This is a genomic window from Vibrio viridaestus, from assembly GCF_003856525.1.
GTDB lineage: Bacteria > Pseudomonadota > Gammaproteobacteria > Enterobacterales > Vibrionaceae > Vibrio > Vibrio viridaestus.
In genome coordinates this window covers 638,233-664,409 of sequence record NZ_RJVQ01000003.1, presented here as the reverse complement: position 1 = coordinate 664,409, position 26,177 = coordinate 638,233, and the positions used below count along the sequence as shown (strand labels likewise).

The following is a 26,177-nucleotide window of genomic DNA, read 5'->3' as shown; positions in this document are numbered from 1 at the left end:
ATTAGTAGTAATGTAGTGGTATGCAAAAGCCTGCACGAAATACGATGGATGGCCGTCAGGGGACGCCATCCATACCAACGTATGTGAAACCTGAATTAGCTTATGATGAAGTCTATGACGATTCTCGTCAGGCACGCGCACATTGGCAGAAATTGTTATCAAGCTTAGATAGTCTTTCTACTGACGGTATCAATGATCGCCAAAGACGAGCACAGCATATCCTCCGTGATGATGGCGCAACTTATGATCTGAAAAGTGATCCACTATCTCCCAGTGTTTGGTCTCTGGATGTGATTCCTAACGTTATTGAAGAGTCTTTATGGCAATTTATGGAGAAGGGGATAGCTCAGCGTTCGCAGTTGTTTGATCTCATTTTGAAAGATATCTATGGGCAAAGGCTGTTAATCAAAGAAGGTATTGTTCCTGCGGAAATTATCTATAACCATCCAGGCTTTTTACGTCAGTGTTGTGGGGTAATGCAGCCACACAGTAAGCAGTTGATATTTCATGCTGTCGATCTGATTCGTGCGCCTGATGGGCAAATGGTGGTTATTGGTGACAGAACACAATCGCCTTCTGGTTCAGGTTATTCTCTGGAAAATCGCACTGTTATTTCACGTGTGATTCCTGGTATTTTTCGACAGAATCAGGTTCGTCGTCTGTCACACTTCTTTCATGTGATGCGCTCTACTTTGGCTGAACTCGCAAGCCATAGAACAGATACACCAACTATCGTTGTATTAACTCCAGGTGCTTACAGTTCCACTTACTTTGAACACTCATACTTAGCCAACTATCTCGGTTATCCCCTTGTACAAGGAGGCGACTTAACGGTTAGAAATGGCAAAGTCTGGATGAAATCACTCTATGGTCTGACACAGGTGGACGTTATTTTGCGTCGTCTTGATGATCAGTCATGTGATCAGGTAGAGCTTAATTCGGACTCTCTCTTGGGGGTTCCGGGGCTGTTGGAAGTCGCTCGTGCGGGCAATGTCGTTCTAGCGAACGCGTTAGGATCTGGTGTATTAGAAACGCCAGCGTTATTGCCTTTCTTAGATGCGATTAGTGAGTTTCTGCTTGGCGAACCACTTATGCTTCCGAGTGTTCAGACCTGGTGGTGTGGTCACACGTCTTCACTAGAGTATGTAAAGACTAATTTCTCTACTCTCATCATAAAGCAGATATACCGTACTGATAATCAGACCTCTATTTATGGTGGCTGTTTGTCTGTTGATGAGCAAAATGAACTGCTGACGAAAATTGAGAAATCGCCAGAGTTGTATGTAGCTCAAAGTTATATCCCAGGCGCCTTTAGCCCGATATGGCAAGATGACTCCTTCAAGGGGCGCCCGAGCTTACTCAGAACGTTTACTGTCGCAGACGGTGAGCAGTATCAGGTTATGCCGGGTGGATTAACCAGAACGGCGGGCTCTGAACAAGATTATATTGTTTGTAAGTTATCTGGAACGCTAAGTAAGGATACTTGGGTACTTTCTGACAGACCAGACACATCTCATCAGTCACTGTTGGATCGCGTTGGTAACGATGAAGCTCAGCGCTCTAATTTGCCAAGCCGAGTTATTGAAAATCTATTTTGGTTCGGGCGTTATGCGGAGAGAGCTGAAATCAATATTCGTTTACTTCGCACTGTGTTCAAGCAGTTGAATGGGATAGATCCGTTACCAGATGATGCGAAACGCGTATTGTTAGACGCATTATCGTATCAAAGTGGTTGCTTGCCAGGGTTCACCAATCAGGATATTAACGACTCTGCATTTCTTAACAAAGAGCTAGTTGAGCTTGTTACCAATGAAAAACGGATAGGCTCAATTAAATCGAGCCTCTTTGCGATGCTAGCCTGTGGCGAGCAGGTTAAAGAGATGTTGTCTGCCGATACCCGAATCATTCTGAACGAACTTCGGGATCATATTGATGACGTTGATTTGGCCTATAAGAATGGATTACCTTCAATCCCAGAAGAATCACTGGATAATCTGGTCACAGCATTGTTGGCTTTATCGGGCCTCAACCACGAAAGCATGTTACGTGGTATGGACTGGACATTCCAACAAATTGGTCGTAGGACTGAAAGAGCCATTCAAACTGCTACGCTGTTAAAATCGACGTTATCTCAGCCGTTACCTTCGGTATCGCAACAGCAGGTTCTAGAGTCTGTACTATTAAGCGTGGAAGCGTTAATTTCCTTCCGTCGCCGTTACCGCACCCGAACACATGTCGCAAATGGTCTAGATTTATTAATGGTTGATGAGTCTAACCCGCGTTCATTGATCTATCAGTTAAATCAACTCAAAACGTATTTAGCTGAGTTGCCGCTGCGTTCCGTAGCCAGACCCGGTGGATTAACCGATGAGAGTCGTTTATTGATTCGTGCTCTGAACGACGTGCAACTGGCCGATCTTGAAGTATTAGCCAGTAGTGGTAACGATTCTGATATCCGCGAGGAGCTCAATCAGTTAATGCGTTCTACTACCGAACTGCTGGAACAGTTTACGCATAAAGTTAGCGACAGATACTTTGATCATACTGCAGGTCCTCAGCAGCTCATTAAGTCGAAATGGAAGCTAGATATATGAAGTATCGGGTAAGACATACCACTGAATATCAGTACAATGCTCCGGTCACCCTGTGTTATAACATGACGCATTTATTGCCCAGAGATACAACCAATCAGCGTTGTTTGAGTCGTAGAATTCAGGTCTACCCTCAACCGACCTATCAGCGGGAAGGGAACGATTACTTCGGCAATACAGTCTTTTACTTTTCACTTCAGGAAGCGCATAAGCGGTTAACGATTGATGTGACGAGTTACTTTGATATTCAAAAACATAAGTACGAGTCGATTATCGATACCTTTCCGCTGACTTGCGGCGAACTAAGAGAACAGATGGTGTTGGCCTCGACGGCGGATATAAGACTGGCAAAAGAGTATTGTCTTAACTCCCAGCTGATACGGCGCTCTGATGAATTGGCTCAATACGTCAGTGGTTTCTTTACTGATCAAGCATTGGTCTTGAGCGCTACAAAAGCTTTTATGCATCATATCTTTACCGATTTCAAATTTGATGCCACAGCGACGAATGTGACGACTGCGCCTGAACAGGTACTCAAAGAGAAAAAGGGGGTATGTCAGGACTTTGCGCACTTTGCGATAGCCTGCTTACGCTCCGTGGGGATACCGGCTCGTTATATGAGTGGATACATAGAAACATTACCGCCTCCCGGACAAGAAAAACTCGTTGGTGCAGACGCATCTCATGCATGGTTTGCGATCTTTGTTCCTGAGCTAGGTTGGGTAGAATTCGATCCCACCAATGATTTAATACCCGCTGAACAGCATATTGTGACTGCGTGGGGTAGGGACTATGCCGATGTGACGCCGATTCAGGGCGTTATATTTGATGGCGGAGATAGTCAAAACCTCAAAGTATCAGTTGATGTGAGTCGAGTTTAAACACGTCAGGTCGCTTGATTTATAAGAATCAGTGGTGCAAGGTGATGTTACTATTGATTCTTACTTCGAGGTGCCTATGTCTACTGATATCCATTTTTACGAACCTACGAAAGGCCATCAACTCAAGCATAACCCGTTCAAGGCAATCATTGCACCGCGACCAATAGGTTGGATTTCAACACGCAGTACCGAAGGGAAAAATAATCTCGCTCCGTATAGTTTCTTTAATGCATTTTCTGACACTCCGCCAATAGTGGGCTTTGTTAGCTGTGGTTGGAAAGATAGCGTAGAAAATGTGCAGAAAACGGGTGTGTTTGGCTGGAATCTTACGACACGTACTCTAGCAGAGCAAATGAATATGAGCTCCAAGTCTGTCGCAGCAGATATTGATGAGTTTGAATTATCAGGGCTAACGGCTAAAGAATCGAAATTAATCAATGCTCCGATTGTTGCGGAAAGCCCAGTTTCTTTTGAGTGTAAATTGACGCAGTTGATTCGTTTAACGAATGCTAAAAGTCAAGAGATTGATAATTGGCTTGTTATGGGCGAAGTGATCGGTGTGCATATTAATCATGACTATCTTGTTGATGGCGTTTACCAAACAACATTGGCTCAGCCTGTAATGCGCGCAGGCGGGCTTGGTACATACTACGGAATTAATGACGAAGATAAATTCGAGCTTATCCGCCCACAGTAATTTTCTATAAATTTACTTTTGTCCTACCTTTCCTATTTCTTGTCTTAGTTAGACAAGCTACAAAATGATCTACCGCGTTAGTATTTTGTTAAATCAATACTAAACGCCGGTAGACACAATCCAAAATCTGGCTGCCTGGCATGCTCAAAGGATTTGAGGCATGAATAAATATACGGAAGATAATATCATTCTGGATGCTCGTAATATTTCAAAACGCTACGGCGGTGTGTTTGCTCTGAATGACGTGAGTTTTTCTCTAGAAAAAGGAGAAATCCTGGGACTTTGCGGAGAAAATGGAGCGGGTAAAAGCACGCTGGTTAAGATTCTCGGTGGGTATGTCACCCCCGATACTGGCAGTATCAAAATCGGCAGCACGGATATTGCTTTAGGGCAAAGAGTCGACCCATCGTTAATCACAATCGTTCACCAAGAACTGTCAATTCTCCCTCACCTTAGTGTGTTAGACAACATCATGATAGGGCTTAAAGATAATAGCGCGTTCTATATCCGTAGCCGTTATCGTAAAAAAGTGGCTCAGTTACTCGAAGATGTTGGTCTGTCTCACGTAGCCCCAGATCAGTTAGCTGAGACTCTATCTCTTGCTGAGCGTCAGTTGGTTGAGATCGCTCGTGGCTTGGCAAGTGGAGCAAAAGTGCTTTTACTCGATGAACCAACCGCGACGTTATCTGACGCAGAAATTGAAAAAGTGTTCTCAATTATGCGTAAGTTGAGAGACAGTGGCACAACGCTCGTTATTATCAGTCACCGACTCGATGAAGTTTTTGCTATCACTGACCGTGTCACTGTATTTCGTGGCGGTAAGCATATTTTTACAAAAGAAACGGCATCTGTCTCAGGGCCTGAATTAGTGACAGCGATGCTAGGACATGAAGTTGAACGTGGTGTTGTAAGACCTCAGCGTGATCATGGCGAAGTATTATTAGAATGTAAAAATGTCTCAGTTAATCGACGTTATGGACCATTCGATTTCACTTGTCATAAAGGTGAAATTGTTGCGATTGTTGGGCAGTTAGGGTCGGGTGCTGATCTTTTCTTACAAACTTTAGCCGGACTTGCTCCCATCGATTCTGGTTCAATTCTACTTAATAAAAAGCCTATTTCACTCGACACAATTGACGATGCAAATCGCTATGCGATTTCTTATGTACCTGAAGACCGTGCGGGTAAAGGTGCTTTTTTAGATGCGCCAATTGGGGTCAATATTACTTCTCGAGCGCTAGCGGAGTTATCAAACCTCGATATTATCCAAAAAGACGCTGATACCAAGAGAGCTATTGAGTTGGCCGAATCGTTTACCGTTAACTCAAAACGCAATCATGAAGCTGTATCAACACTGAGTGGCGGCAACCAACAAAAAGTGGTGTTGGGTAAAGCTGTTGCAACTAATCCCGATATTCTTCTGCTGAATGAGCCAACTCGCGGTGTTGATATCGGTGCCCGTGCGGATATTTATGATCGCCTGAGAAGTCGAGCAGATGATGGCTTATCAATTGTATTTTACTCAACGGATCTTGAGGAAATTCTCGATTTTGCTGACCGCATAGTTACGGTATTTAAAGGTGAGCTTGTTAACAGCGTAATAAGAACAGAGACAACTCAGGAGCAGATCTTAGAGGATATCCTCCATGGAAAAGGAAAGGAAGCAGCATGATAGGGACAGTAAGCGAGAAAAGCATGATCTCCAAATTGAGCTTTAGTGGTTCAGCACTTTTATCTCCAACAAGAATACAAGCGACATCTGTAAGAATAGCGACGCTAATCGTGGCACTATTTGCCTGCTTCTTTGTTCAGGGGTTTGCGACTACTCAGAATATGAGTGCAGTTCTGTTTTCGACTGTATCTATAGGTATTGTCGCTTGTGGCTTAGCGTTAGTTACGATTAGCGGTAATCTTTTTATGTTGTCTATCAGTGCAACAACGTCGATTTCGACCATCGTGTTTGCCAGTACACTGTCATACGGTGTCACTGTTGCTACCTTAGTCACCTTATTTGTCGGCTTGATATTTGGTGTTATTCAAGGAGTAGCCGTTGGTAAGTTAAAAACCAATGCGATCATTACGACTATCGCAGCTTCATCGATTATCACAGGGATAGGCTCTTGGTATTCAGGTGGCAGAACCATTAGTAGTGAAGTCACAGTTCCATGGCTTGGTGTTGGTCATATCATGCCGGGTGTACCAAATCAGATTATTATCCTAGCGTTAGTAGCAATCGCCTGTGAATTCTTTTTGTGTCGCATGCGTTTGGGGAGAGAAATTCAGTTAAACGGAATTAATCCACAAGCTGCGAAACTGTCAGGTCTGCGTACCGGTATGGCGATTACTATTGCCTATGTGATTGCGTCTATGTCCGCTTCATTAACCGGAATACTTATTTCATCACAAACATCTCAGGGTAACTTATCGCTGGGTGCGGGTTTGGATTTTAGCGCGATTGCGGCGGTACTGGTTGGTGGTATTGCGATCAATGGTGGTCATGGAAAGATTATCGATGCTGTCTTTGGGGCGCTCTTTCTTTCAGTTGTCGGTAACGTTCTTCTGCTTAAAGGATATTCGCTCGATGTGCAATTGATGGTTAAGGGGGCTGTTGTGATTATATCGGTCATTTTAGGCGCGTTATTAGTGAAGAAGCGTAAATAAGGAAGCGTATTATGAAACAAAAATGGAATACATCCGAAGTTATTCGCGTATCACTGTTTATCGCGATTCCAGTTATCTTCGCTTGTGTAAACACCTATTTTTTAACCAGTGGCAATCTATTTGCCTTAATGCAAAGTTTTGCATTGGTCGGTCTCGTTGCGCTTGGATTAGCATTGACGATGATTGTTGGCGAGTTTGATTTATCGGTCGCACCCATGGTTGCAGTTGGTGGGCTGATTCTGGCTAAAACTGGAGGAGACAGTGCTATTGTCGGTGTTCTCTGCGCTGTCGCATTTGGCCTTGCTGTTGGCCTGATTAACGCACTTATGATTATAAAACTCAAAGTATCGTCATTAGTCAGCACACTTGGCGTGATGGTTCTCTTGTCCGGTTTTGCATACTGGATCGCGGATGGCAATGTTGTCCCTTACTACAACTTTGATGCGTCTGACGTGTTGGATGCACAGTTCTTCTATCTTTTATCACCGAGAATTCTGATTACGATTGCTGCGATTGCCGCTATCTATTTGGTGCTGAATTTTACTCGACTAGGGCGTGATATTTACGCGACAGGTAGTCATCGCCAGTCAGCCATTATGAGTGGTGCGAATACGACGGGCGCATTGCTATTTTCTTTCGGTATGTCGGGCTTACTGGCTGCTCTAGCAGGTGCTCTTATCTCGATCAGCTTGGCAACTGGCTCTCCAACACTTGGTGATACGCTTCTAATACAAGCTGCTTCTGCTGCGATTCTTGGCGGTGTCTCTCTGGGTGGTGGAGTCGGACGTATTCCTCAAGTGGCTGTAGGTGTCTTTATCCTGGCTGCTTTGAATAATGGCTTGAGTCTAATGGGTGTTAGCTCAGCAACTACCTTGTTGGTTAACGGATGTGTGTTAGGTGCTGTCGTAGTGATTAACGGCGGATTGGGTGATTTGAAAATTGCTCGCTCAAAACGAGTACATGGATAAGAATTTATGACTATGGAGAAGTCTAAAATGAAAAAAAATCTATTTATAAAAAATGCATTATCAGTAGTGGTTTCTGCGTCGGCGATATTAGGCGCGTCAGCATCAGTCGTGACAGCGCAGGCGGCAGACCAGAAGTCAGTTATTTTACTTCAGCCGACTGAAGAGTGTACTTACTGTTCTGATTACCTACGTTTCTTTAAAAAAGAAGCAACAGCTGCTGGATTGAAATTCGAAACAACGACCAGTCCGTTTGACCCAGCTAACCAGGCTAATCAGGTTGAACAGGCGATTGCTAAACATCCTGATGCCATAATCTTATGGCCTGTTGATGCAAATGCGTTAATTCCATCGATGCGTAAAATTAAGAAAGCTGGTATTCCGCTTATCATTAGTGATGCGATGCCAGCCAAACAGTCTGAAAAATATTGGGATATCTATACGGGTGGTAATAGTGAAGAAATTGGCCGTGAATCAGCAAAAGCGATGGTCGATGGATTTGAAGCAAAAGGTTATGGCAAAAAAGGTGAAATTTTTGCTATCACAGGTACACCGGGTGCTCCTACATCTATTGGTCGTATGAAGGGGTTTAAAGAAGAGCTAGCCAAACTTGCACCAGACATCAAGATCGTAGGTGAGCAACCAGGAAACTGGGATCAAAACGTTGCGATGACAGCAGCATCTTCTCTTTTTACTCGATTTGGCGACCAGGTCGAAGGTGTTTACTCGGTTGAAGATCTAATGATGGCGGGCGTGATCGTTGCTGCTGAACGTGCTGGTATTGATGCTAATAAACTAGCGTTGGTTGGTGTGGGTTGTGAAGTTCAGGGCTATAAGAATATCAAAGCGGGTATTCAATATGCGACGGTACTTTCAGATGCCTATTCAGATGCAAAGTACGCAGTTGATGCGGCTGTAAAACTTCTCAATGGCGAAAAACAACCTAAATATACATACCTGCCTAATCCAATTATCACTAAAGACAACTTGAACGAATGTAAAGGTATAGAAAACCTTTAATAACCAATAGTATTAAAAATTAGCCGGAAGAGTTTTTTCCGGCCCAATGAAATGAAATGAAATAGGTAAAAACTATGTCTGTTGAAAATAGTAAAACTTTACGCCTGCACATCCCTCAATGGCAGGGGGGCAATAATCATGCTTATCATTTTGGTGCGCAAATGCTTGCGTGGCTCGCACCAAAGGCAAAGGGACCGGTTGAAGAAGTGGATGTTTCCTTCGACGAAAACAGACAATTAGAAAATGAAAATGGCATTGTTGGTCGTTCTGAGATCATTCCGCAAATTGAGCAAGCTAAAGCGATTATTGCAAAACACCAGCCTGACAACTTGGTTATCCTCGGAGGAGACTGTTTAGTCGACCTTGCACCTTTTGCTTATTTACAAGAGAAGTATGGTGACGATCTTGGTATTCTTTGGGTTGATGCACACCCTGATATCATGACATCAAATGAGTTTGAACATTCTCATGCATCTGTGCTGAGAGCATTGATGGGTGAAGGCGATAGCGATCTTACTCAATTCGTAAATACACCAATCAAACCCAACAAAGTCATGTATGCTGGTGTTAATGACGAAAGTGAATTCGAAGCAAACTTTCTCAAAGAGCGCAACATGCGCGTATGTCGTCCAGAAGAAGTGAAATCTGATATCATCTCTATCCAAAAGTGGATTGAAGAAGAGCAAATTAAAGTGCTTGCGATTCACCTAGATCTAGATGTTCTTAGTATCAGTGACTTTGGTTCACTATTATTTACTAACCCTAATGTGCCTGCTGATGCCTATGAAGGTATTGCTCAAGGTAAGTTGACGATGTCTGAAGTGCTTAAAGTGATTAAGGTAGCCAGCGAAAATACCAAAGTTGTCGGTATTGGGGTTGCTGAACACTTACCATGGGACTCTTTGAATCTGAAGCAAATGTTAGAAGAGCTGCCATTAATTGGTGATTAAGTGACAGCTAAGCTGTGTTTGTATGAAAAGGATAAGTTCGATGACTTATCCTTTTTTATTTCATCAAATCTTTCGGTGAGCAACCATAGCGCTGCTTAAAGGAGCGGCTGAAATGTGATAGATCTTTGTAGCCATACGTTAAGGCTGCTTCAGTTACGTTAGCAACTTTACGATTAATCAAAGCATCGTATGCAGCACATAAACGCTGGGTTTGAAGCCATTGTCTTGGGGTTTCACCGACCTCTGCAAACAGTCGACTCAACGTTCTGAGTGAAATATTATTGTCCGACGCAACACTTTCTAACGTTAATTCTTCATCGGTGATGTTACGACGAATGAACGCTTTTATTTCTGTCAGCAGCTTACCATGAGAACTGTGCTCAAATCCAGAAGAGCCTTCTGTCGATCTTTGAATCGCTGTAGTGAGCATATCCAAGGTTGGGACTATGAACTGGTTATCACCGACTAGCTCGGGATCCGATGCTAAAATCGATGTGTCATTGAGCAACGACTTAATCAAGCGAGCGTAAGAGGAATTGCTTTTTAGAATGGTTCCACCAATCTGATCTAAATGAGATACTTTAGCTTGTACAAGTGGACGAGGAATTCGCAACAACATAGCATTGTATGTTGATGTGTAATTGAAAGAATAAGGCTTCGCGGAATCGTAAATCAAAACATCTCCTGAACGATGGGCGACTTGACGATTGTTTTGTTCAAAATACCCTTCACCAGAAACCATAACAGAGACGAAAATGTCCTCGCGTGGAATCGCTCTGAGATCCGTAGCTCTTCGGTCGTAGCGAATACTATCTGAAAATACACTGCTTAATTCACTGACTCCAAGATTGTGAACAGTGGTTGTCGCAGAAAAATTATTTCTATTATCGGTGAGGCCAAGGCATGGTGCGTAATGCTTTGTGACCACGTCGTTCCAATAGTTGAATCGGTCTTTCTGGGAAAGTGTTTCAGTGGAAAATACGTTGCTCATAATGGTCACCTTTAAATAAACTGCTAGTTAAGGTGAAGCAATAATAATGCCATAAAATAGGGCAATGACCTAAAATTGATCGAAGTATATGTTACTTTAATTATCTGATAAATAAGGATAATAATAGAGGTAGGTGAGATAGGACAATATTGGGCAAGGATCTTTATAAGATCTTGCACCCATTTAGACAAAACGCACTAAATGGGTGCTTTGTGGATCGCGTAAAACGTTTATTTAATTTTCTAATTCCAACTCTGCAATATCTGACGATACTTCTTTGGATTCAGATAATAAGATTGATGCGGTCACCATGAGTAATGCGATTCCGTCAGTCATCGATAAGCTCTGATTAAAGAATAGAATAGAGAAGAATGTGGATGCGACTGGAATTACCGCAAAGGCCATACCTGTTGCGCTAGCCGGAATTTTAGTTACACCGTTAAAGAAGCAGAAGTAGGGTACTGCCCAAACAAGAATACCGTAGTAGATCATCGTCAACGTATTTTTAGTATCAAATAGAGTGGTTATATCGAAGCTATTCGATTCAAGGATGAACATTAATGGAGCGGTGAAGATCAGCCCAGTAAAACATACGCCTGTCGCCATAGTTAGTGCTGGCAACTGTACGTCGTATTTTTTTGCAGCAATAACACAACCCGATGTTGATAAGGTAGATAGAGCCAGCAATAAAATGCCATAAATGGAGCTGCTGCCTGATGATTCGGTCGTTGGAATCGTTAGTACCAATACTCCAGCAATAGCTAACCCAATAGCGATCCCTTTCTTAAAGCTCAGCTTTTCTTTCAAAATAAAATAAGACAGAGTCAATACGACTGCAGGAGCGATACTGGTAAAAATAGAAGCTGAAATTGCACTCGAATATTCGAAACCAAATAGCAGAAAAGCAGTGTATAAAACGGCGCCTAAAAGAGACTGCAAACTGATGATAGCCCACGTTTTGATGCTTAAAGAAAAAATAGCGGGTGCGCCCGTTGCTCTGCCTATGATGTATAGAAACACAAACCCGATTGCGAAGGTTATCGCTATAAATGTCCATACGGGAATGGCATTCATTGAGTCTGCAGCGATTGGGTAACTGATACCAACCAATAAATAACACATTATTACGTTTATGTAGCCCATGTTCATGTTGATTTCCTTATTCCTTGGATGAGCCTTTACTTTGTCCGAGTATTGGGAAAAAAGCTTGGCAGGTTGAGCCAAGGATTAGTAAAAATAGGACATGTGTGACGGACTTCTTTGTTAGTGGTAGGTGAAATCGGGAATCGTTATTGGCAAATATAGGAGTATTAAAGGAGGATTTATATTACTAAAAGAAATAACATTTGAGATTATACCAAAATATAAATTCACTAACTCAATTATCTATAAATAAAATTAATATCATTACGTGTTTTATTTCCTGTGTATATTAACGTTCATCATAATTACACTATTGATGAGTTAATTATTGATTAATATATCTTTGTCGTCATAATAAAAGTCCTACTGAACACTGTTTTAAATTCTTTTTCATCACGTTGCGGGAGCATAAATATATGCATCATAAGGTTGTTTACTTATTGTTTTCATCAGGCCTTATTTTGTCTGGTTGTTCGGCGCCTGATGATATAAAACCGCACAGTTCAATGGCGACGAATAGTGTTCTCTCAGCGAGTCATAATCTTAATGATGAAGGTAACTATAAAGCTAACTGGCCAGAGATGGGATGGTGGGAGCAATATGGTGATTCACAATTATCAGAGTTGGTCGTAAAAGCGCTGGAAAACAGCCCTAATATTCAGTTGGCTGATGCGCGCCTAAATCAAGCGCAGGCATTTATTATGCAAGCAAATAGTGCTCTTGACCCCACGCTTAATGCAAGTGCGTCGTACAGTCGGGCAAGATTATCGCGGATTGAAGATTACACTATGCAGGGTAATCGGTATTCCACCTCTCGTTCTCTGGGACTCGATTTTAATTACTCGTTTGATTTATGGGGTGGTAAAAAAGCGCAATGGCAGGCAGCGGTTAACGCCGAAAAAGCGGCAGAAGTTGAACATCAGGCAGCCAAAATAGAATTAGCAAGTCAAGTCGTTGCTCAGTATATTCAGTTAAGTAACGCCTATGCTTTGCTTGATTTAGCTAACCACGATCTTGAACGGTCTCAGCGGATTGTCACCATATCGAAGAAGCTATTTACTCATGGCTTAACGTCGGAAGAAAAATTGTTCACGGCTCAAAGTGGGGAAGCATCGGCAGAACGTGTTAAAAAGGAGCGGGCACTGGCTGTTAAGAAACTCAAAAATGCATTATCTATCCTGACAGGAACGGGGACGGACGCTGCTGCTTCTATTTCACGGCCAGAATTAGCAACGCAAAAAGATGTCGAGCTGCCCGATAATCTTACTGCGAATTTACTGAGTCACCGGCCAGATATCACGGCAGCTTTATGGCAGGTTAAAGCTGCCGTTCAAGATATCAAAGTGGCTAAAACTCAGTTTTATCCCAATTTCAACTTAAGTGCGATGGCAGGATTCAAATCAATATTAGGCGATGCAGTATTTGGGTCTGTTAGCCGCAGTTGGAATGTCACTCCAGCTATATCGCTACCGATCTTTACTGGTGAATTAAAAGCGAATCTTTACAACAAGACTTCTCTCTATGATCAGGCTGTTGCTCAGTATAATAAGACTCTGCTGACGGCATTAGGTGAAGTTGTTGATTCAATTGACACACTCAAATCGATTAAACAGCAGCTAGTAGATGCACAGCGTAGCGTTGAACTTGCACAAAAAAGTTATCACATCAATGAAAAGAAATTTGATGCTGGTATGGGAAGCCAATTAGAAGTTTTGATGTCGGAACAACGTTTGCTTGATGCAGAAGCGGCGCTTATAAACTTAACAAATCAACAAAAATTGGAAAAAGTCACGTTAGTTCGCTCATTGGGTGGTGGGTTTGAAGACTCATCTGGTTCTGCAGATGTGAATAATAAGAATGATAAGTGAGGGAATGAAATATGACGTCGGAGCAAAACAATAAGGTGAATTCTCCACGACAGAAATCACGTAAAAAGGGACTGACTATTTTTGCTTTAGTGCTTGTCGCACTTGCGGTAGTTTGTTCAGCTTGGTACTGGATGTTTAAGGCTGGTAAGCAAGAAACTGAAGATGCCTATGTGCAGGGACATATTTTACAGGTATCTCCGCAAATTTCAGGTACCGTAACGCATGTTTATACTGACGATGGGGCATTTGTAAAAAAAGGTCAAACTCTGCTCGAGCTTGATGCTAATGATGCGAATATTGCTTTGGAACAGGCAAAAGCGAATCTTGGGCAAACAGTACGACAAGTCCGTACGCTGTTTAATAATGTTATTCAGGCAAAAGCCGTTGTTGCACAGAAAGAGATCGCTTTAAACAAAGCAAAAACAGATTACAGTCGCCGAAAAGATATGGTTTCAGCGGGTGGGCTTTCTCAAGAAGAATTGAGTCATGCCAATGATATGGTTGAAGCTGCGCAGAAAGATCTCACTGTGTCAGAGCAGCAACTGAAAGCCCAACAGGCAAAGATTTATAACACAACTGTCGAAACTCACCCTTTAGTTCAAGAAGCGATAGCAAAATTAAATCAGGCTTATTTAAATCAGGTAAGGACCAAGATCGTTGCACCAATGGATGGGTTTGTAGCGAAGAAATCCGTTGAATTAGGGCAAAAAGTGGCACCCGGTTCGCCACTAATGGCGGTTATTCCGCTCAACTCTGTATGGGTCGATGCAAACTTTAAAGAAACGCAGCTTACCGATATGCGCCTTGGGCAGAAAGTCACATTAGTCTCTGATATTTACGGTGACAATGTCACTTATCATGGGCGTGTAGAAAGTTTAGGTATTGGTACAGGCAGCGCATTTTCTTTACTACCCGCTCAGAATGCTACTGGAAATTGGATTAAAGTGGTTCAGCGCTTACCAGTGAAAATCACTATTGAACCAGATGAGTTAGAAAAACATCCTCTGAGAATCGGACTGTCTATGACTGTGACCGTAGAAACAGACAGCCAGTCAGGAGACGTTCTACCAAAAGCATCAGAGTCAGAGAGTCCTTTAGTCACGACAAACGTCTATGAAGACCAATTATCCGGAGCGGATCAGTTAGTATCCGAGATTTTAAAAGCGAATGACATTGGTCAAGAGTAAGGGGCTGATTAATGCAAGATGAGCAACAATTTAAGCCTGCAAATCTTGTCCTTTGCACGCTTGCGATCTCGCTTGGTGTATTTATGCAGGTGCTAGACAGTACGATTGCGAATGTGTCGTTACCAACGATTGCGGGCAATATGGGGGTGAGCCTAAACCAAGGGACATGGGTAATTACCTCATTCACGGTGAGTAATGCAATTGGTCTTCCGGTCACCGCTTGGTTAAGTCGAAAAGTCGGTGATGTAAGACTGTATGTGTGGTCACTGGCTCTGTTTGTCATTACCTCGTTCCTGTGTGGTATTTCTCAGACAATGACCGAGTTGGTTACGTTTAGAACGTTGCAAGGATTCGCTGCCGCTCCGTTATTTCCGATGAGCCAAGTATTGTTGCTATCGGTCTTTCCCCGCAGTAAACGCAGTATGGCACTTTCTCTCTTAGGAATGGTCGCCGTCGTTGGTCCAATTGTGGGACCAATCTTGGGTGGTTGGTTAACGTATGATTACAGTTGGCCATGGATATTTTTTATTAACATTCCTATCGGTATTTTTACGATCGTCGTCATTTTGAATCAGTTGAAAGATAAACCTCATGAACCTGTTCATTCGAGACTGGATATCATTGGTTTTACTGCTCTGGCACTAGGCGTAGGCGTTCTTCAGGTAGTGCTTGATAAAGGCAATGATCTAGACTGGTTTGATAACAGCTGGATTGTCGCAGGCAGTATTTTTGCAGCCGTGATGCTCGTTTTTATGGTGATATGGGAGCTGACCGACGACTACCCGATTGTGAATTTACGCTTATTTAGCAATCGTAATTTTTGTATTGGTACAATACTTTTGACCTTAGGATACGCTGGGTTTTTTAGTATCAATCTGATTATTCCACAATGGCTACAAAGCCAAATGGGGTATACCGCATTATGGGCAGGTCTGGCCGCAGCACCAATGGGGCTCATTCCTGTCTTTCTGACACCTGTACTTGGTAAGTTTGGCAGCCAGTTAGATATGAGGAAACTGGCGGCGCTCTCTTTTTTGGTTATTGCTTTTAGTTGTTATTGGAGGGCGACATTTAACTCTGACGTTGATTTCGCTAGCGTTGCGTTGGTGCAATTGTTTATGGGTATTGGTATTTCTTTATTTTTCATGCCCATGACCACGATCTTACTCTCCGATTTAAATGGTCCAGAAGTGGCCGATGCGGCTTCATTATCAACGTTTGCTCGTACATTGGGGGCAAGCTTTGCCTCTTCGCTAACGTCGTGGATATGGGCAAGGAATTCGAGTATTCATCATGAGATTCTGGGTGAGCATATCACGCCTTATAACCCGTTGGTGACAGATACTGGAACACAGTCCCTTGCACAGATGAATCAATTGATCAATCAACAAGCGGTGATGTTATCGACGATCGATTTATTTGAAATATTGATGTGGATATTTATTTTTATTACACCATTTTTGTTTTTCACTCGCTACAACGTGTCTTCGATGGGGCGTCACTAACTATTTAGTCTATATTCACTTAAGCACAAAGAATGTTTATGCTAGAGATATAGCTTCATATATTCATTAAGTTAGAGAGGCTAAGGTTACTCACTAACAATCATAACTTTCATTCAATAAATGATATTGCTTTATACGTAAGTTTCGGCCATGACGTATGGCTGAAGCCAGTATGAGGTTACATTGAACCATTGGCCGACAATTGCATAAAAATGGCCACAAGGAGAGCTAATACGATGTTTCAAGAGATAGCTATCGGAGGACTACTGTTCAGTCCGTTAGTCCTTTTTATACCGATGGCTCTGATTTTGTCTTACCTAATGCGTTTAGTCATGTACAAAACCGGATTGTATTCTAGGTTCTGGAAACCAGCCTGGATAGAGGTAAGCCTGTTTGTCTTTATTTTATTTTTTATTATCCGGATTTTAGGGGTTTAAGCATGAAGCAAAGTATGCGTATTTTACTTACAATCGCTATCGTCATCGTAGCGATTATATGTGGTCGCTGGGTATGGGATCACTACCTGTATTCGCCATGGACTCGCGATGGCCGTGTGAATGCTCATGTCATCACTATTGCTCCTGATGTTTCAGGCTTCGTCACTGACGTAAATGTCAAAGACAATCAGCAAGTACAGAAAGGCGATGAATTATTTAAAGTTGATGCGACTCGCTATGAAGTAAAAATTCACCAGCTTGAAGCCACAGTTGAAAATAAACTGTACTCCTGGGAATTAGCAAAGCATCGCTATGAGCGCCGTAAGAATCTGCCGAGTAAACAATCTATTAGTACCGAAGATTTAGAAACGGCGCGCATCAATACCAATATCGCAAAAGCCAACTATGAATTGGCAAAAGCAGAGTTAGAAGAAGCGAAGCTAAACTTAACAAGAACCTCTGTTATTGCACCTGAAGATGGTGTGGTTATTAATCTAACCCTTCGCCAGGGTAACTATGTTAACCAAGGGACTTCAACACTGGCATTAATTAAAAAGAACTCATTTTATGTCACAGGTTACTTTGAAGAGACCAAACTTCCACTTGTACATGTAGGACAGAAGGCAGAAGTTACGTTGATGAATAGTAATAAGCCTCTAGAAGGTCACGTAGTGAGTGTGGGTAGAGCAATAGCAAACAGTAATACCAATGCGAATAATCAATTGTTACCACAAGTTCAACAGACGTTTAACTGGGTTCGGTTAGCGCAAAGAATTCCTGTCGACATCACGCTAGATGACATCAAGCAACAAGATCAATTAAGTGCAGGTATGACGGTTTCAATTAAGTTAATAGATGATAAGTAATGAGTGCTAAATTACTCGCAACGTCGATATTCAAGCCCGATAAAGCGGCCGTTGTATTCGCCATAAAAGGCGTTATCGCAATGGCAGCCTCATTGTATATCGCTATGTACTGTAATTTGGAGAGACCTTATTGGGCGCTGGTTTCAGCGGTATTTCTCCAGATTCGCCCCGAGAGTGGGCTGGTCATCGAAAAAGGTTTTTGCCAGATAATAGGGACCTTAATTGGCGGCATTGTCGGTATTTTAATTCTGGAATTCTTTATTCCTTATCCGGCGTTGGCGTTTTTCTTTTTAAGCCTTTGGATTGGTCTGAATGCTTACTTGTCCGCTATGGTCCGGCGGACTAATTTCATTTATGCCTATGCGATGGCGGGTATTACCGCAGTGTTAGTCGTGGTATTGGTTATGGTTCAACCTACTACCGCGAGCAGTGCAACTATTTTCGATGTGGCGCAAGCCAGGGTCAGTGAATTGATTGTTGGCTCTTTGTGTGCAACGGTAATCAGTCAGCTATTTTGGCCAGTTAAAGTGAAAGATGGTCTTCAACTGCATGCCAGAAAAGTAATAAATGATTGTCTGGAATACCTGTCTTTGGAAATTTCAGATTCCGGTACACATGAAAGCCGTCATAATAAAATTGATGCAATATTTGACTCGTTGACGATACTGACAGACGATTCGAGTGCGGTTAGCTATGAGGGACCAAGAGGGCCAGGGATATCACGAGCGGCAGTCTTACTATGTAATAAAATCATGTCACTCTTGGCCGTTATTCAAATATTTGGTCGGCTAAAACGTAATCATCCAGAACTGATGACCTCAACCATCATTACTATGATTGGTGAAATGCAGTCTTCTTTTGATCGCCTCAAAGAATCATCTTCATACGACGACTGTTACCATATTGCTCAGGAATTACGTCGCACGTTGTTGAGGCACAAAAATAATCACGTTGCATCGAGTGCACTTGAAACTCGCTTAATCAAAGTGGCGATGGAAGTCGCAGCAGAACTGGTCCTCATATTGAAAAGCTTTAATGCGATCAATGAGCAGGGCGATATCCTGCTTAATGCTAAAAACTTCAAGCCGTACAAAAATCCGATGATAGCCCTTTCTGTCGCTGTACGTACGACGACGTCGTTTTTAGTCGGCGTGGGGCTTTGGATTGGTACGGGTTCTAATGCCGTTGTTATGATGATGATTCTGCCAGTCATCTTTTCCATCATGATGGCCAGATTACCTTTAATGATCGTGAGCGTTGTGCTTAAACGTATTGTTATTGGATCTGTTGTGGCAAGTTTTGTAGCGATTTTCTACGCACTCAACTTACTAGCTCAGAGCTCAGGGGATTTTCCTATTCTGGTTATGGTACTTGCTGGTCCTTACTTTCTTGGCCTCCTCGCCTTAGCCGTTAGACCAACTTTGCCATATGGCTTGGGATTTTGTATTCCATTCACCATATTAGTTCGTCCTGCATCAGATATGAGCTACTCTTTCCAGATTGACAGTACAGTCAGTAACGCCATGAGTATTGCTGTTGGTGTGACCGTGCTTTACTGGTTGTTCCAATTAATTACATCGCCAAGTGTTAAGTCGATCCAGAAAGATTTAATTGCAGAAACAGTCCGAGATCTAAAACGCGTATCAAACCAAAATAACGCTGTTGATTGGTTTAACGCTAGAATGGGTGATCGGGTACTTCGCATCGTAGCATTTGATAAAGCTAAGCCGACTGCTGATAGAATCATGACTGATATTGCCTTAACGGGACTAAATTTGGGGCATATTCTCATTCGGGTAAACTCGGTGTTTCGTTCACTTGAAACGGATTCCAATGCGAAAGAAGCCTGGAATAAATGGGTTAAAGCTCTTTCTCGGGCGTATTCAGAGTCAGCATCAGGTCTGGATTGTATTGAGTTTGGGCAGGCGAATGAGGCGTTTCTTAACTACCTTAAAGAAAATAGGATCAGTTCAGAAAATTACGAAATGTTCAAAGGTATGTGTGAAAGGATTACGCTGACATTCAAACGAATTGCCGCGTCGGTTGTTCACCAAAAGGATGCTCATTTATAACAAAGACACTATATCTATTTGATTATTTTCTCATTATTAATACCGTTCTGGTCGCATGTGGCGGATTGTGTGCTAAAGTATCGTCAGTATAAGTCGTTAGCATAGTAAGTGGTATTTAGGAGTGACTGAGGCGAAATGGATAATCTGACTGTTTTACTTAACAAAGATAAGCGGTTATTGCGTTTTATTCAGCTCGCTCCATTTGCCGTTATTGCTTTGGTTTCACTTTCTCTCATTGTCTATATCTATCAGATTGAGCGTAATAAATTTAATGCAAATGTTGAAGCATTACGCTCTAGCTTTATTGACGTTGAAGAGAGTATGGTTGAACAGAAAATCAACTATATTCAAAAGCAGATCGAGTACAACCACAATAATGTTTCGACTGAGCTTCGAGATGCAGTTAAAGCTCGTGTAGAGGACGCATATCAGATTGCATCCCAAATTTACAAAGCCCACACGGATGAGCCAGAAGACGTTCTAAAACAGCATATCATTGATATTCTCCGGCCGTTTCGATTTTTTGATAACCGTGGTTACTATTTTATCTTCACAATGGATGGCACAAGCGTTATGCATCCATTGGTTCCTAATATTGAAGGAACCAATCAGATTGGCGCTATTGACCTTAAAGGTACGCCAATACTCAAAGAGCATATTGCTCTGGTAAAAGAGCATGGTGCTTCTTTCTATCATTGGTGGTATCCAATGCCAGGAAAACCGCTCAATGTACAATTTGAAAAAATCGGTTATGCGAAAGAATTTAAGCCTTTTAACTGGATGATAGGAACGGGAGAATACGTAAAAAACTATGAGCAAATAATGAAAACCAGTACGATAAAATGGTTTAGCCAGTTTGTTCACAATGTTAATTCAGTTAAATCCAATCCGACCTATTTATTGATGGATAATAGTGGTCAGGTTATTGCAGCTACTGACGTGAATTTTCTCAGTAAAGAGCTTTTCAATATTGAACTGCCACATCAATCTTTGAACTGGAGTAATTTTAAACATCAGACTAGCTCCACGGTGAAACTAGAAGGCCTGTTGAGTTTTGAAGGGGGAAAAACCCTCACGATAGGACAAAGCCATATTATCTATCGGCCATTACCATACTGGGGGTGGTCAATTATTACGACAATTCCCAACGCCTACTTCGAAAATCTACTTAAAAATCGCTTTGAGCAGCTAAAATCCCAACAGAGTGATGATTTATTAAACCTAGTCTATTTTAGTGTTCTGTTCTCAATCATTGTGCTTTCTGTATCCCTGTATATAGGTCGATTGGTTCAAAAGAGAATCATTCGTTTACAAGCTAATATTCATGCTCATATAAACGAGCTTGAAGAAGCGAAAAACCAAATGCAGTACATGGCTATGCGTGATGAACTGACAACGTTGCCCAACAGAGCGACATTGGTTAAGAGAGTAGATTCAGAAATCGCTCAGGCAAAGAAAACGGGTGATATGGTTGTGATAGTTTTTGTTGATTTGGATGACTTTAAGAAGATAAATGATAAATATGGACATTCAATAGGTGATCAACTCCTCGTGAAAGTCGCTGCAGAGTTTGAACAGCGAATAGAACCCACAGATTTAGTTGCTCGCTTTGGCGGCGATGAATTTGTTTTTTGCTTGTCTAATCTTCACTCATTTGAAGAGGCTAGAGCCAGAATTCATAATATCAAAGGTGTATTTGAGCAACATTATCAACTGGAATCGCTGCGAGTTAAAACGGGATTTAGTTTGGGCGCTTGTGCGTTTCCAAATGATGGTCTCGATGCCGAATCATTAATAAAAAATGCCGATATCGCATTATATCGAGCGAAAAATCACAATCGTGGTGACGTTGTCTTTTATGATGAAAATATTAACAATGAAATTCAATATCTTATCAGTGTCGAAGAGCATATACATACTGCGATTATTAACGAGGAGCTTTCTGTTGTTTATCAGCCTCAGGTTGAACTTGAATCACTCAATGTGGTTGGTGTTGAAGCATTAGTTCGCTGGAAGAACAGTCATCTAGGTTTTGTTCCACCAGACGTATTTATTTCCGTGGCTGAAGACGCAGGAATTATTGATAACATTGGGATGTTTGTATTCCGCCGAGCTTGTAAAGAGATCGTGTCAATTAGTCCTAATGGTAACGATGCGGTCCAATTGAGTGTGAACATTTCACCGAAACAGATCCTAGCGGATCGATTTGTTGAGAATTTACTATCAATCATGGACGAGGTTGGTATTGATTACCACCGAGTGCAGCTCGAAATCACCGAAGGTGTGCTGATCAAAGATTTTGAGTCCGTTAGCGATATTCTTAATGATTTACGAAATAAACAGATTGGTATTTCACTTGATGATTTTGGGAAGGGGTATTCGTCACTCAGCTACCTCAATCAGCTGCCCATTAACGAAATCAAAATCGACAAAAGCTTTGTTCATCAAATGATGGATAACGCGACAAGTCGTACACTGATCAATTCAATTTTCGCGATGGCGAAAGTTTCTGACCTTATCGTCGTTGCTGAAGGTGTCGAGACATATGAGCAGATGTATGAACTGAAACAGTATCAAAATTGTGTCGCTCAGGGGTACTACTTTGATAAACCATTAACTATTGACCAGTTAATGGTGAGGTTAGGTCAGAGGTACACTTTGCGTCAGCAAAGCGATTACAGTATCTGATATTATTTGATTGCAACCGCTTCAATAACATGTGCTTTTCTTGTTTCATTTTTCCCAAGTTGCAGATACTTATCTGACTCTTGTAAGTAACTGAAACTCAAATTGCACAATTCGTTACGTAGAACCGACGCATTTATCCCGAATTCGCCGGTTCCATTGGCGGAATCTTTTTGAGTCAGCTCTTCTGTTATAAAAATACCTTTGTCTCTTAGTGCTTGAAAAACTCGGTGGTGAAAAGCTTGTCGGGAGGCGACGGGTAACGATCCATAAAAAGAAAGGATAGCTCCCCAGTCATCTTTGCCTAACTCAAAACTTCTCAAAGTTGAGTGAACAAAATTAATCTCGACCTTTTGGGCTTTTCCTCTTCGATTCGCGTTATATAAATCTCTTTTGCTACTACAAAGCGCTGTTACGTCGAATCCCATTTTTGCCAAAAATATCGAGTTTTCATATTTTTCGTCCGAAACAATCAAGACCTTGGGCGAGGGGATACGCTGGTAGTGCCGCGATAGGAGAGAGTTAAATTGTGGAATCGTCGGTTTGTTTTGTTGGGTGAAATGGTCCATCGCATCCTCGCATTAAAATGAAGTCCATCGATTTAAAGCTAGCATACGATTTTTATTTCAGTAGATAAAAAAAGTGCCCAAATAGGGCACTTTTCCTTACTTATTGATTCGCTGAGATATTAAAGAACAGCAGCGATTGCTTTACACAATGGACCCATATTAGATTTTGTCATACCAGCAACACTGATACGGCCAGAGCCAACAATGTAAAGACCAAATTCGTCTTTCAATCTGGCAACTTGATCTTTGCTTAGACCAGAGAAAGAGAACATACCATTTTGGCGAGAAATAAAGCTGAAGTCAGAAGTCACACCTTCTTCTTTTAATGTTGCAACGAAAAGATCACGCATCTCTTGAATGCGGTCGCGCATTTCAGCCACTTCTTTTTCCCATTCAGCGCGAAGAGATGGATCACTTAAAACGTAAGTGACTACTGCTGCACCGTGTGCTGGTGGGTTTGAATAGATAGAGCGAATGATGGCTTTAACTTGAGAGAATGCAGATGTAGCAACTTCTTCAGATTCTGAAACCAATGTGAATGCACCAACACGTTCATTGTATAGGCCAAAGTTTTTCGAAAATGAGCTCGCAACTAAAATCTCTTTATTGTATTTAGCGAAAATACGCAGACCTTGAGCATCTTCTTCTACGCCTTTAGCAAACCCTTGGTAAGCAAAATCGAATAGAGGCAGTAGACCTTTTTCGGCTACTAGTTTCGCTAAAACTTCCCATTCTTCTGCTGTAGGGTCGATACCTGTTGGGTTATGACAGCATCCGTGTAGTAATACTACATCACCTTCTGATGCTGTTTTTAGATCCGCTACCATCGCATCGAAGTCTTTGTCTTTTGCTTCTGCGTTGTAATATGAGTATTGAGCGATTTCTAGGCCAGCCGCTTTAAATACGCCGTTGTGGTTCGCCCACGTTGGGTTACTGATCCAAACTTTTTTGCTTGGAAGTTGACGTTTGATGAACTCACCAGCAAGACGCAGTGCACCAGTACCACCCGGCGCTTGAGCTGTTTTTGCAAGTTTGTTAGTCACTATGTTTGAATCTGCACCGAACAACAGTTTTTGAACTGCTAGACCGTATTCTGCGGTACCTTCGATTGTTAAATAAGATTTGGTTTTCTCATTTTCTAACAATGCTGCTTCCGCTTTTTTTACCGTTGCTAAAACAGGAGTCTGACCTGATTCGTCTTTATAAATACCAACACCAAGGTTGATCTTTTCAGAGCGAGGATCTTTTTTAAACTCTTCAGTCAAGCCAAGAATAGGGTCAGCCGGAGCGGCAACAACTTTTTCAAACATAATGCTCATCCATGTATTAAATTGGTAGGGGAAAAATTCAGTTATGAACCTGGCGGGTTCATGTATTTATACCTTTATGCTGACTTTGTTACAACCGTCGCAGAACAAAAAACCGAAATTATTTTACGAACATTGTTAACACCTTGTAAACGTCTTGATGTATAGAGTTTAACAGGGTTTATTAGTGTCACTTCAGCATATTAAACGTAAAAAAAATGCCACTTAATCAAGTGGCATTTTTGCAAACACATTAATCAGAAATTTGCAGAGCGTGGTGTACGAGGGAAAGGTATTACGTCACGTACGTTGGCCATACCTGTAACGTAAGAAACCAAGCGTTCGAAACCAAGTCCGAATCCTGCGTGTGGCACTGTGCCGTAACGGCGTAAATCGCGATACCAGCTCATGTGCTCAGGATCAATACCCATTTCAATCATGCGAGCATCTAACACGTCTAAACGCTCTTCACGCTGAGAACCTCCGATGATTTCGCCAATTCCTGGAGCCAAAACATCCATAGCCGCAACGGTCTTACCGTCTTCGTTCATACGCATATAGAATGCTTTGATGTCTTTTGGATAGTTCTTAACGATAACTGGTGCTTTAAAATGCTCTTCAGCAAGATAACGTTCGTGTTCTGAAGAAAGGTCAATTCCCCATTCAACATCAAATTCGAACTCTTTACCTGATTTAAGAAGAATATCGATTGCGTCGGTGTAATCCACTTGAGCGAAGTCAGAAGAAACAAATTGCTCTAGACGAGTAATGGCACTTTTATCGATGCGTTGTGCGAAGAACTCTAAGTCGTCACGACGCTCGTCTAGTACTGCTTTGAAGACATATTTCAGCATATCTTCAGCAAGTTTGGCTACATCATCCAGTTCAGCAAAAGCGACTTCTGGCTCTACCATCCAGAATTCTGCTAAGTGACGACTGGTGTTTGAGTTTTCTGCACGGAAAGTTGGACCAAACGTATAAACTTTGCTTAAAGCACAAGCGTATGCTTCCGCATTCAATTGGCCCGATACTGTTAGGAACGTTTCTTTACCGAAGAAGTCTTCGTTGTAATCAACAGCACCTTTATCTGTTAAAGGTAGGTTATTCATGTCGAGTGTCGATACACGGAACATTTCGCCTGCACCTTCTGCATCAGATGCAGTGATCAGTGGCGCCGATACCCACATAAAGCCATTTTCATGATAGAAGCGATGAATAGCTTGAGATAGGCAGTTACGTACACGAGCAACGGCACCAATAACATTGGTGCGTGGGCGTAGATGTGCTACTTCGCGAAGATATTCAATAGAATGACGTGTTTTCGCCATTGGGTAAGTATCGGCGTCTTCAACCCAACCAATGACATTAATAGCTTCAACTGCAAGTTCGAAGTCCTGACCTTGCGCTGGCGATTCAACAACCTTACCAGTTACTTCAACAGAACAACCCGTAGTCAGTTTTAAGACATCTTCGTAATTATTCAATGAATTTGGAACCACGGCCTGAATCGGGTTGAAACAAGAGCCGTCATAAATGGCAAGAAATGAAATTCCAGCTTTGGAATCTCGACGTGAGCGAACCCAGCCTTTTACTGTTACTTCAGTATCGACTGAAAGCTTTCCGCTTAATACGTCAACTACAGGCACGTAAGTCATGTTTATTTAATTCTCCATTGAGGTATTCATTGAACTCAATATACAAAAGTCAGACAAATTCTGAGAGATAAAAGTGATTGAGTTAAACATTATTTCTTATTCAACGGCACAGTTTACCTGTGAAATT

20 protein-coding genes are annotated in these 26,177 nt (G+C 42.0%); 15 read left to right on the top strand and 5 right to left on the bottom strand.

The features are described from left to right. Nucleotides 1-20 precede the first annotated feature (20 nt). From EES38_RS10570 to EES38_RS10535, 8 genes are all read left to right on the top strand, one after another. Complete coding sequence (locus tag EES38_RS10570; RefSeq protein WP_124937146.1) at nt 21-2,594, top strand: circularly permuted type 2 ATP-grasp protein; 2,574 nt, start codon at nt 21-23, stop codon at nt 2,592-2,594. Next, complete coding sequence (locus tag EES38_RS10565; RefSeq protein WP_124937145.1) at nt 2,591-3,472, top strand: transglutaminase family protein; 882 nt, start codon at nt 2,591-2,593, stop codon at nt 3,470-3,472. The genes EES38_RS10570 and EES38_RS10565 overlap by 4 nt, the downstream gene beginning before the upstream one ends. A 76-nt stretch (nt 3,473-3,548) precedes the next feature. Beyond that, nucleotides 3,549-4,169, top strand: coding sequence for a flavin reductase family protein (locus EES38_RS10560; protein ID WP_124937144.1), 621 nt, complete (start codon nt 3,549-3,551; stop codon nt 4,167-4,169). 160 nt (nt 4,170-4,329) lie between these two features. Then, nucleotides 4,330-5,841 (top strand): sugar ABC transporter ATP-binding protein, encoded by a 1,512-nt coding sequence (locus EES38_RS10555; RefSeq protein WP_124937143.1) that lies wholly within the window; start codon nt 4,330-4,332, stop codon nt 5,839-5,841. Then, nucleotides 5,838-6,830 (top strand): ABC transporter permease, encoded by a 993-nt coding sequence (locus EES38_RS10550; RefSeq protein ID WP_124937142.1) that lies wholly within the window; start codon nt 5,838-5,840, stop codon nt 6,828-6,830. Before EES38_RS10555 ends, EES38_RS10550 begins: the two co-directional genes overlap by 4 nt. An 11-nt stretch (nt 6,831-6,841) precedes the next feature. Beyond that, nucleotides 6,842-7,798: an ABC transporter permease gene (locus EES38_RS10545; RefSeq protein WP_124937141.1), complete on the top strand. Its 957-nt coding sequence runs from the start codon at nt 6,842-6,844 to the stop codon at nt 7,796-7,798. A gap of 27 nt (nt 7,799-7,825) precedes the next feature. Then, nucleotides 7,826-8,815, top strand: coding sequence for a sugar ABC transporter substrate-binding protein (locus EES38_RS10540; protein ID WP_166434239.1), 990 nt, complete (start codon nt 7,826-7,828; stop codon nt 8,813-8,815). A 74-nt stretch (nt 8,816-8,889) separates the two neighbouring features. Beyond that, entirely contained in the window at nt 8,890-9,765 is an 876-nt protein-coding gene (locus EES38_RS10535; RefSeq protein ID WP_124937139.1) for an arginase family protein, read from the top strand. 55 nt (nt 9,766-9,820) lie between these two features. Here the strand turns inward: EES38_RS10535 and EES38_RS10530 are convergent, their stop codons facing one another. Both EES38_RS10530 and EES38_RS10525 read right to left on the bottom strand, forming a co-directional pair. Further along, entirely contained in the window at nt 9,821-10,756 is a 936-nt protein-coding gene (locus EES38_RS10530; RefSeq protein WP_124937138.1) for a helix-turn-helix domain-containing protein, read from the bottom strand. A 234-nt stretch (nt 10,757-10,990) separates the two neighbouring features. Next, nucleotides 10,991-11,905, bottom strand: coding sequence for a DMT family transporter (locus EES38_RS10525; RefSeq protein ID WP_124937137.1), 915 nt, complete (start codon nt 11,903-11,905; stop codon nt 10,991-10,993). Nucleotides 11,906-12,315: 410 nt separating this feature from the next. On the opposite strand from EES38_RS10525, the gene EES38_RS10520 reads away from it, so the two are divergent. From EES38_RS10520 to EES38_RS10490, 7 genes are all read left to right on the top strand, one after another. Continuing rightward, complete coding sequence (locus EES38_RS10520) at nt 12,316-13,767, top strand: efflux transporter outer membrane subunit (RefSeq protein ID WP_124937136.1); 1,452 nt, start codon at nt 12,316-12,318, stop codon at nt 13,765-13,767. Between the two features lie 11 nt (nt 13,768-13,778). Next, the gene (locus EES38_RS10515) at nt 13,779-14,954 is read left to right on the top strand and encodes an HlyD family secretion protein (RefSeq protein ID WP_124937135.1); all 1,176 of its coding nucleotides are present in this window, start codon (nt 13,779-13,781) and stop codon (nt 14,952-14,954) included. An 11-nt stretch (nt 14,955-14,965) separates the two neighbouring features. Further along, a complete protein-coding gene (locus EES38_RS10510) occupies nt 14,966-16,459 on the top strand; it encodes a DHA2 family efflux MFS transporter permease subunit (protein WP_124937134.1) in 1,494 nt (497 codons plus the stop codon). A gap of 236 nt (nt 16,460-16,695) precedes the next feature. Further along, nucleotides 16,696-16,896 carry a DUF1656 domain-containing protein gene (locus tag EES38_RS10505; protein WP_124937133.1) on the top strand — a complete coding sequence of 67 codons (201 nt, stop codon included), beginning with the start codon at nt 16,696-16,698 and terminating at the stop codon, nt 16,894-16,896. A gap of 2 nt (nt 16,897-16,898) precedes the next feature. Next, nucleotides 16,899-17,762 carry an efflux RND transporter periplasmic adaptor subunit gene (locus EES38_RS10500; protein WP_124937132.1) on the top strand — a complete coding sequence of 288 codons (864 nt, stop codon included), beginning with the start codon at nt 16,899-16,901 and terminating at the stop codon, nt 17,760-17,762. Next, nucleotides 17,762-19,834, top strand: a complete 2,073-nt coding sequence (locus EES38_RS10495; protein WP_124937131.1) for an FUSC family protein — start codon at nt 17,762-17,764, stop codon at nt 19,832-19,834. Before EES38_RS10500 ends, EES38_RS10495 begins: the two co-directional genes overlap by 1 nt. 135 nt (nt 19,835-19,969) lie before the next feature. Next, nucleotides 19,970-22,522 (top strand): EAL domain-containing protein, encoded by a 2,553-nt coding sequence (locus tag EES38_RS10490; RefSeq protein ID WP_124937130.1) that lies wholly within the window; start codon nt 19,970-19,972, stop codon nt 22,520-22,522. A 2-nt stretch (nt 22,523-22,524) separates the two neighbouring features. Here EES38_RS10490 and EES38_RS10485 read toward each other — a convergent pair whose 3' ends face one another. The 3 genes from EES38_RS10485 to asnS all read right to left on the bottom strand — a co-directional run bounded on the left by EES38_RS10485 (nt 22,525) and on the right by asnS (nt 26,050). Beyond that, a complete protein-coding gene (locus tag EES38_RS10485; protein ID WP_124937129.1) occupies nt 22,525-23,088 on the bottom strand; it encodes a class I SAM-dependent methyltransferase in 564 nt (187 codons plus the stop codon). Between the two features lie 119 nt (nt 23,089-23,207). Continuing rightward, the gene (locus tag EES38_RS10480) at nt 23,208-24,398 is read right to left on the bottom strand and encodes an amino acid aminotransferase (protein ID WP_124937128.1); all 1,191 of its coding nucleotides are present in this window, start codon (nt 24,396-24,398) and stop codon (nt 23,208-23,210) included. A gap of 254 nt (nt 24,399-24,652) precedes the next feature. Then, nucleotides 24,653-26,050 (bottom strand): asparagine--tRNA ligase, encoded by a 1,398-nt coding sequence (gene asnS, locus EES38_RS10475; protein ID WP_124937127.1) that lies wholly within the window; start codon nt 26,048-26,050, stop codon nt 24,653-24,655. Between the last annotated feature and the right edge of the window lie 127 nt (nt 26,051-26,177).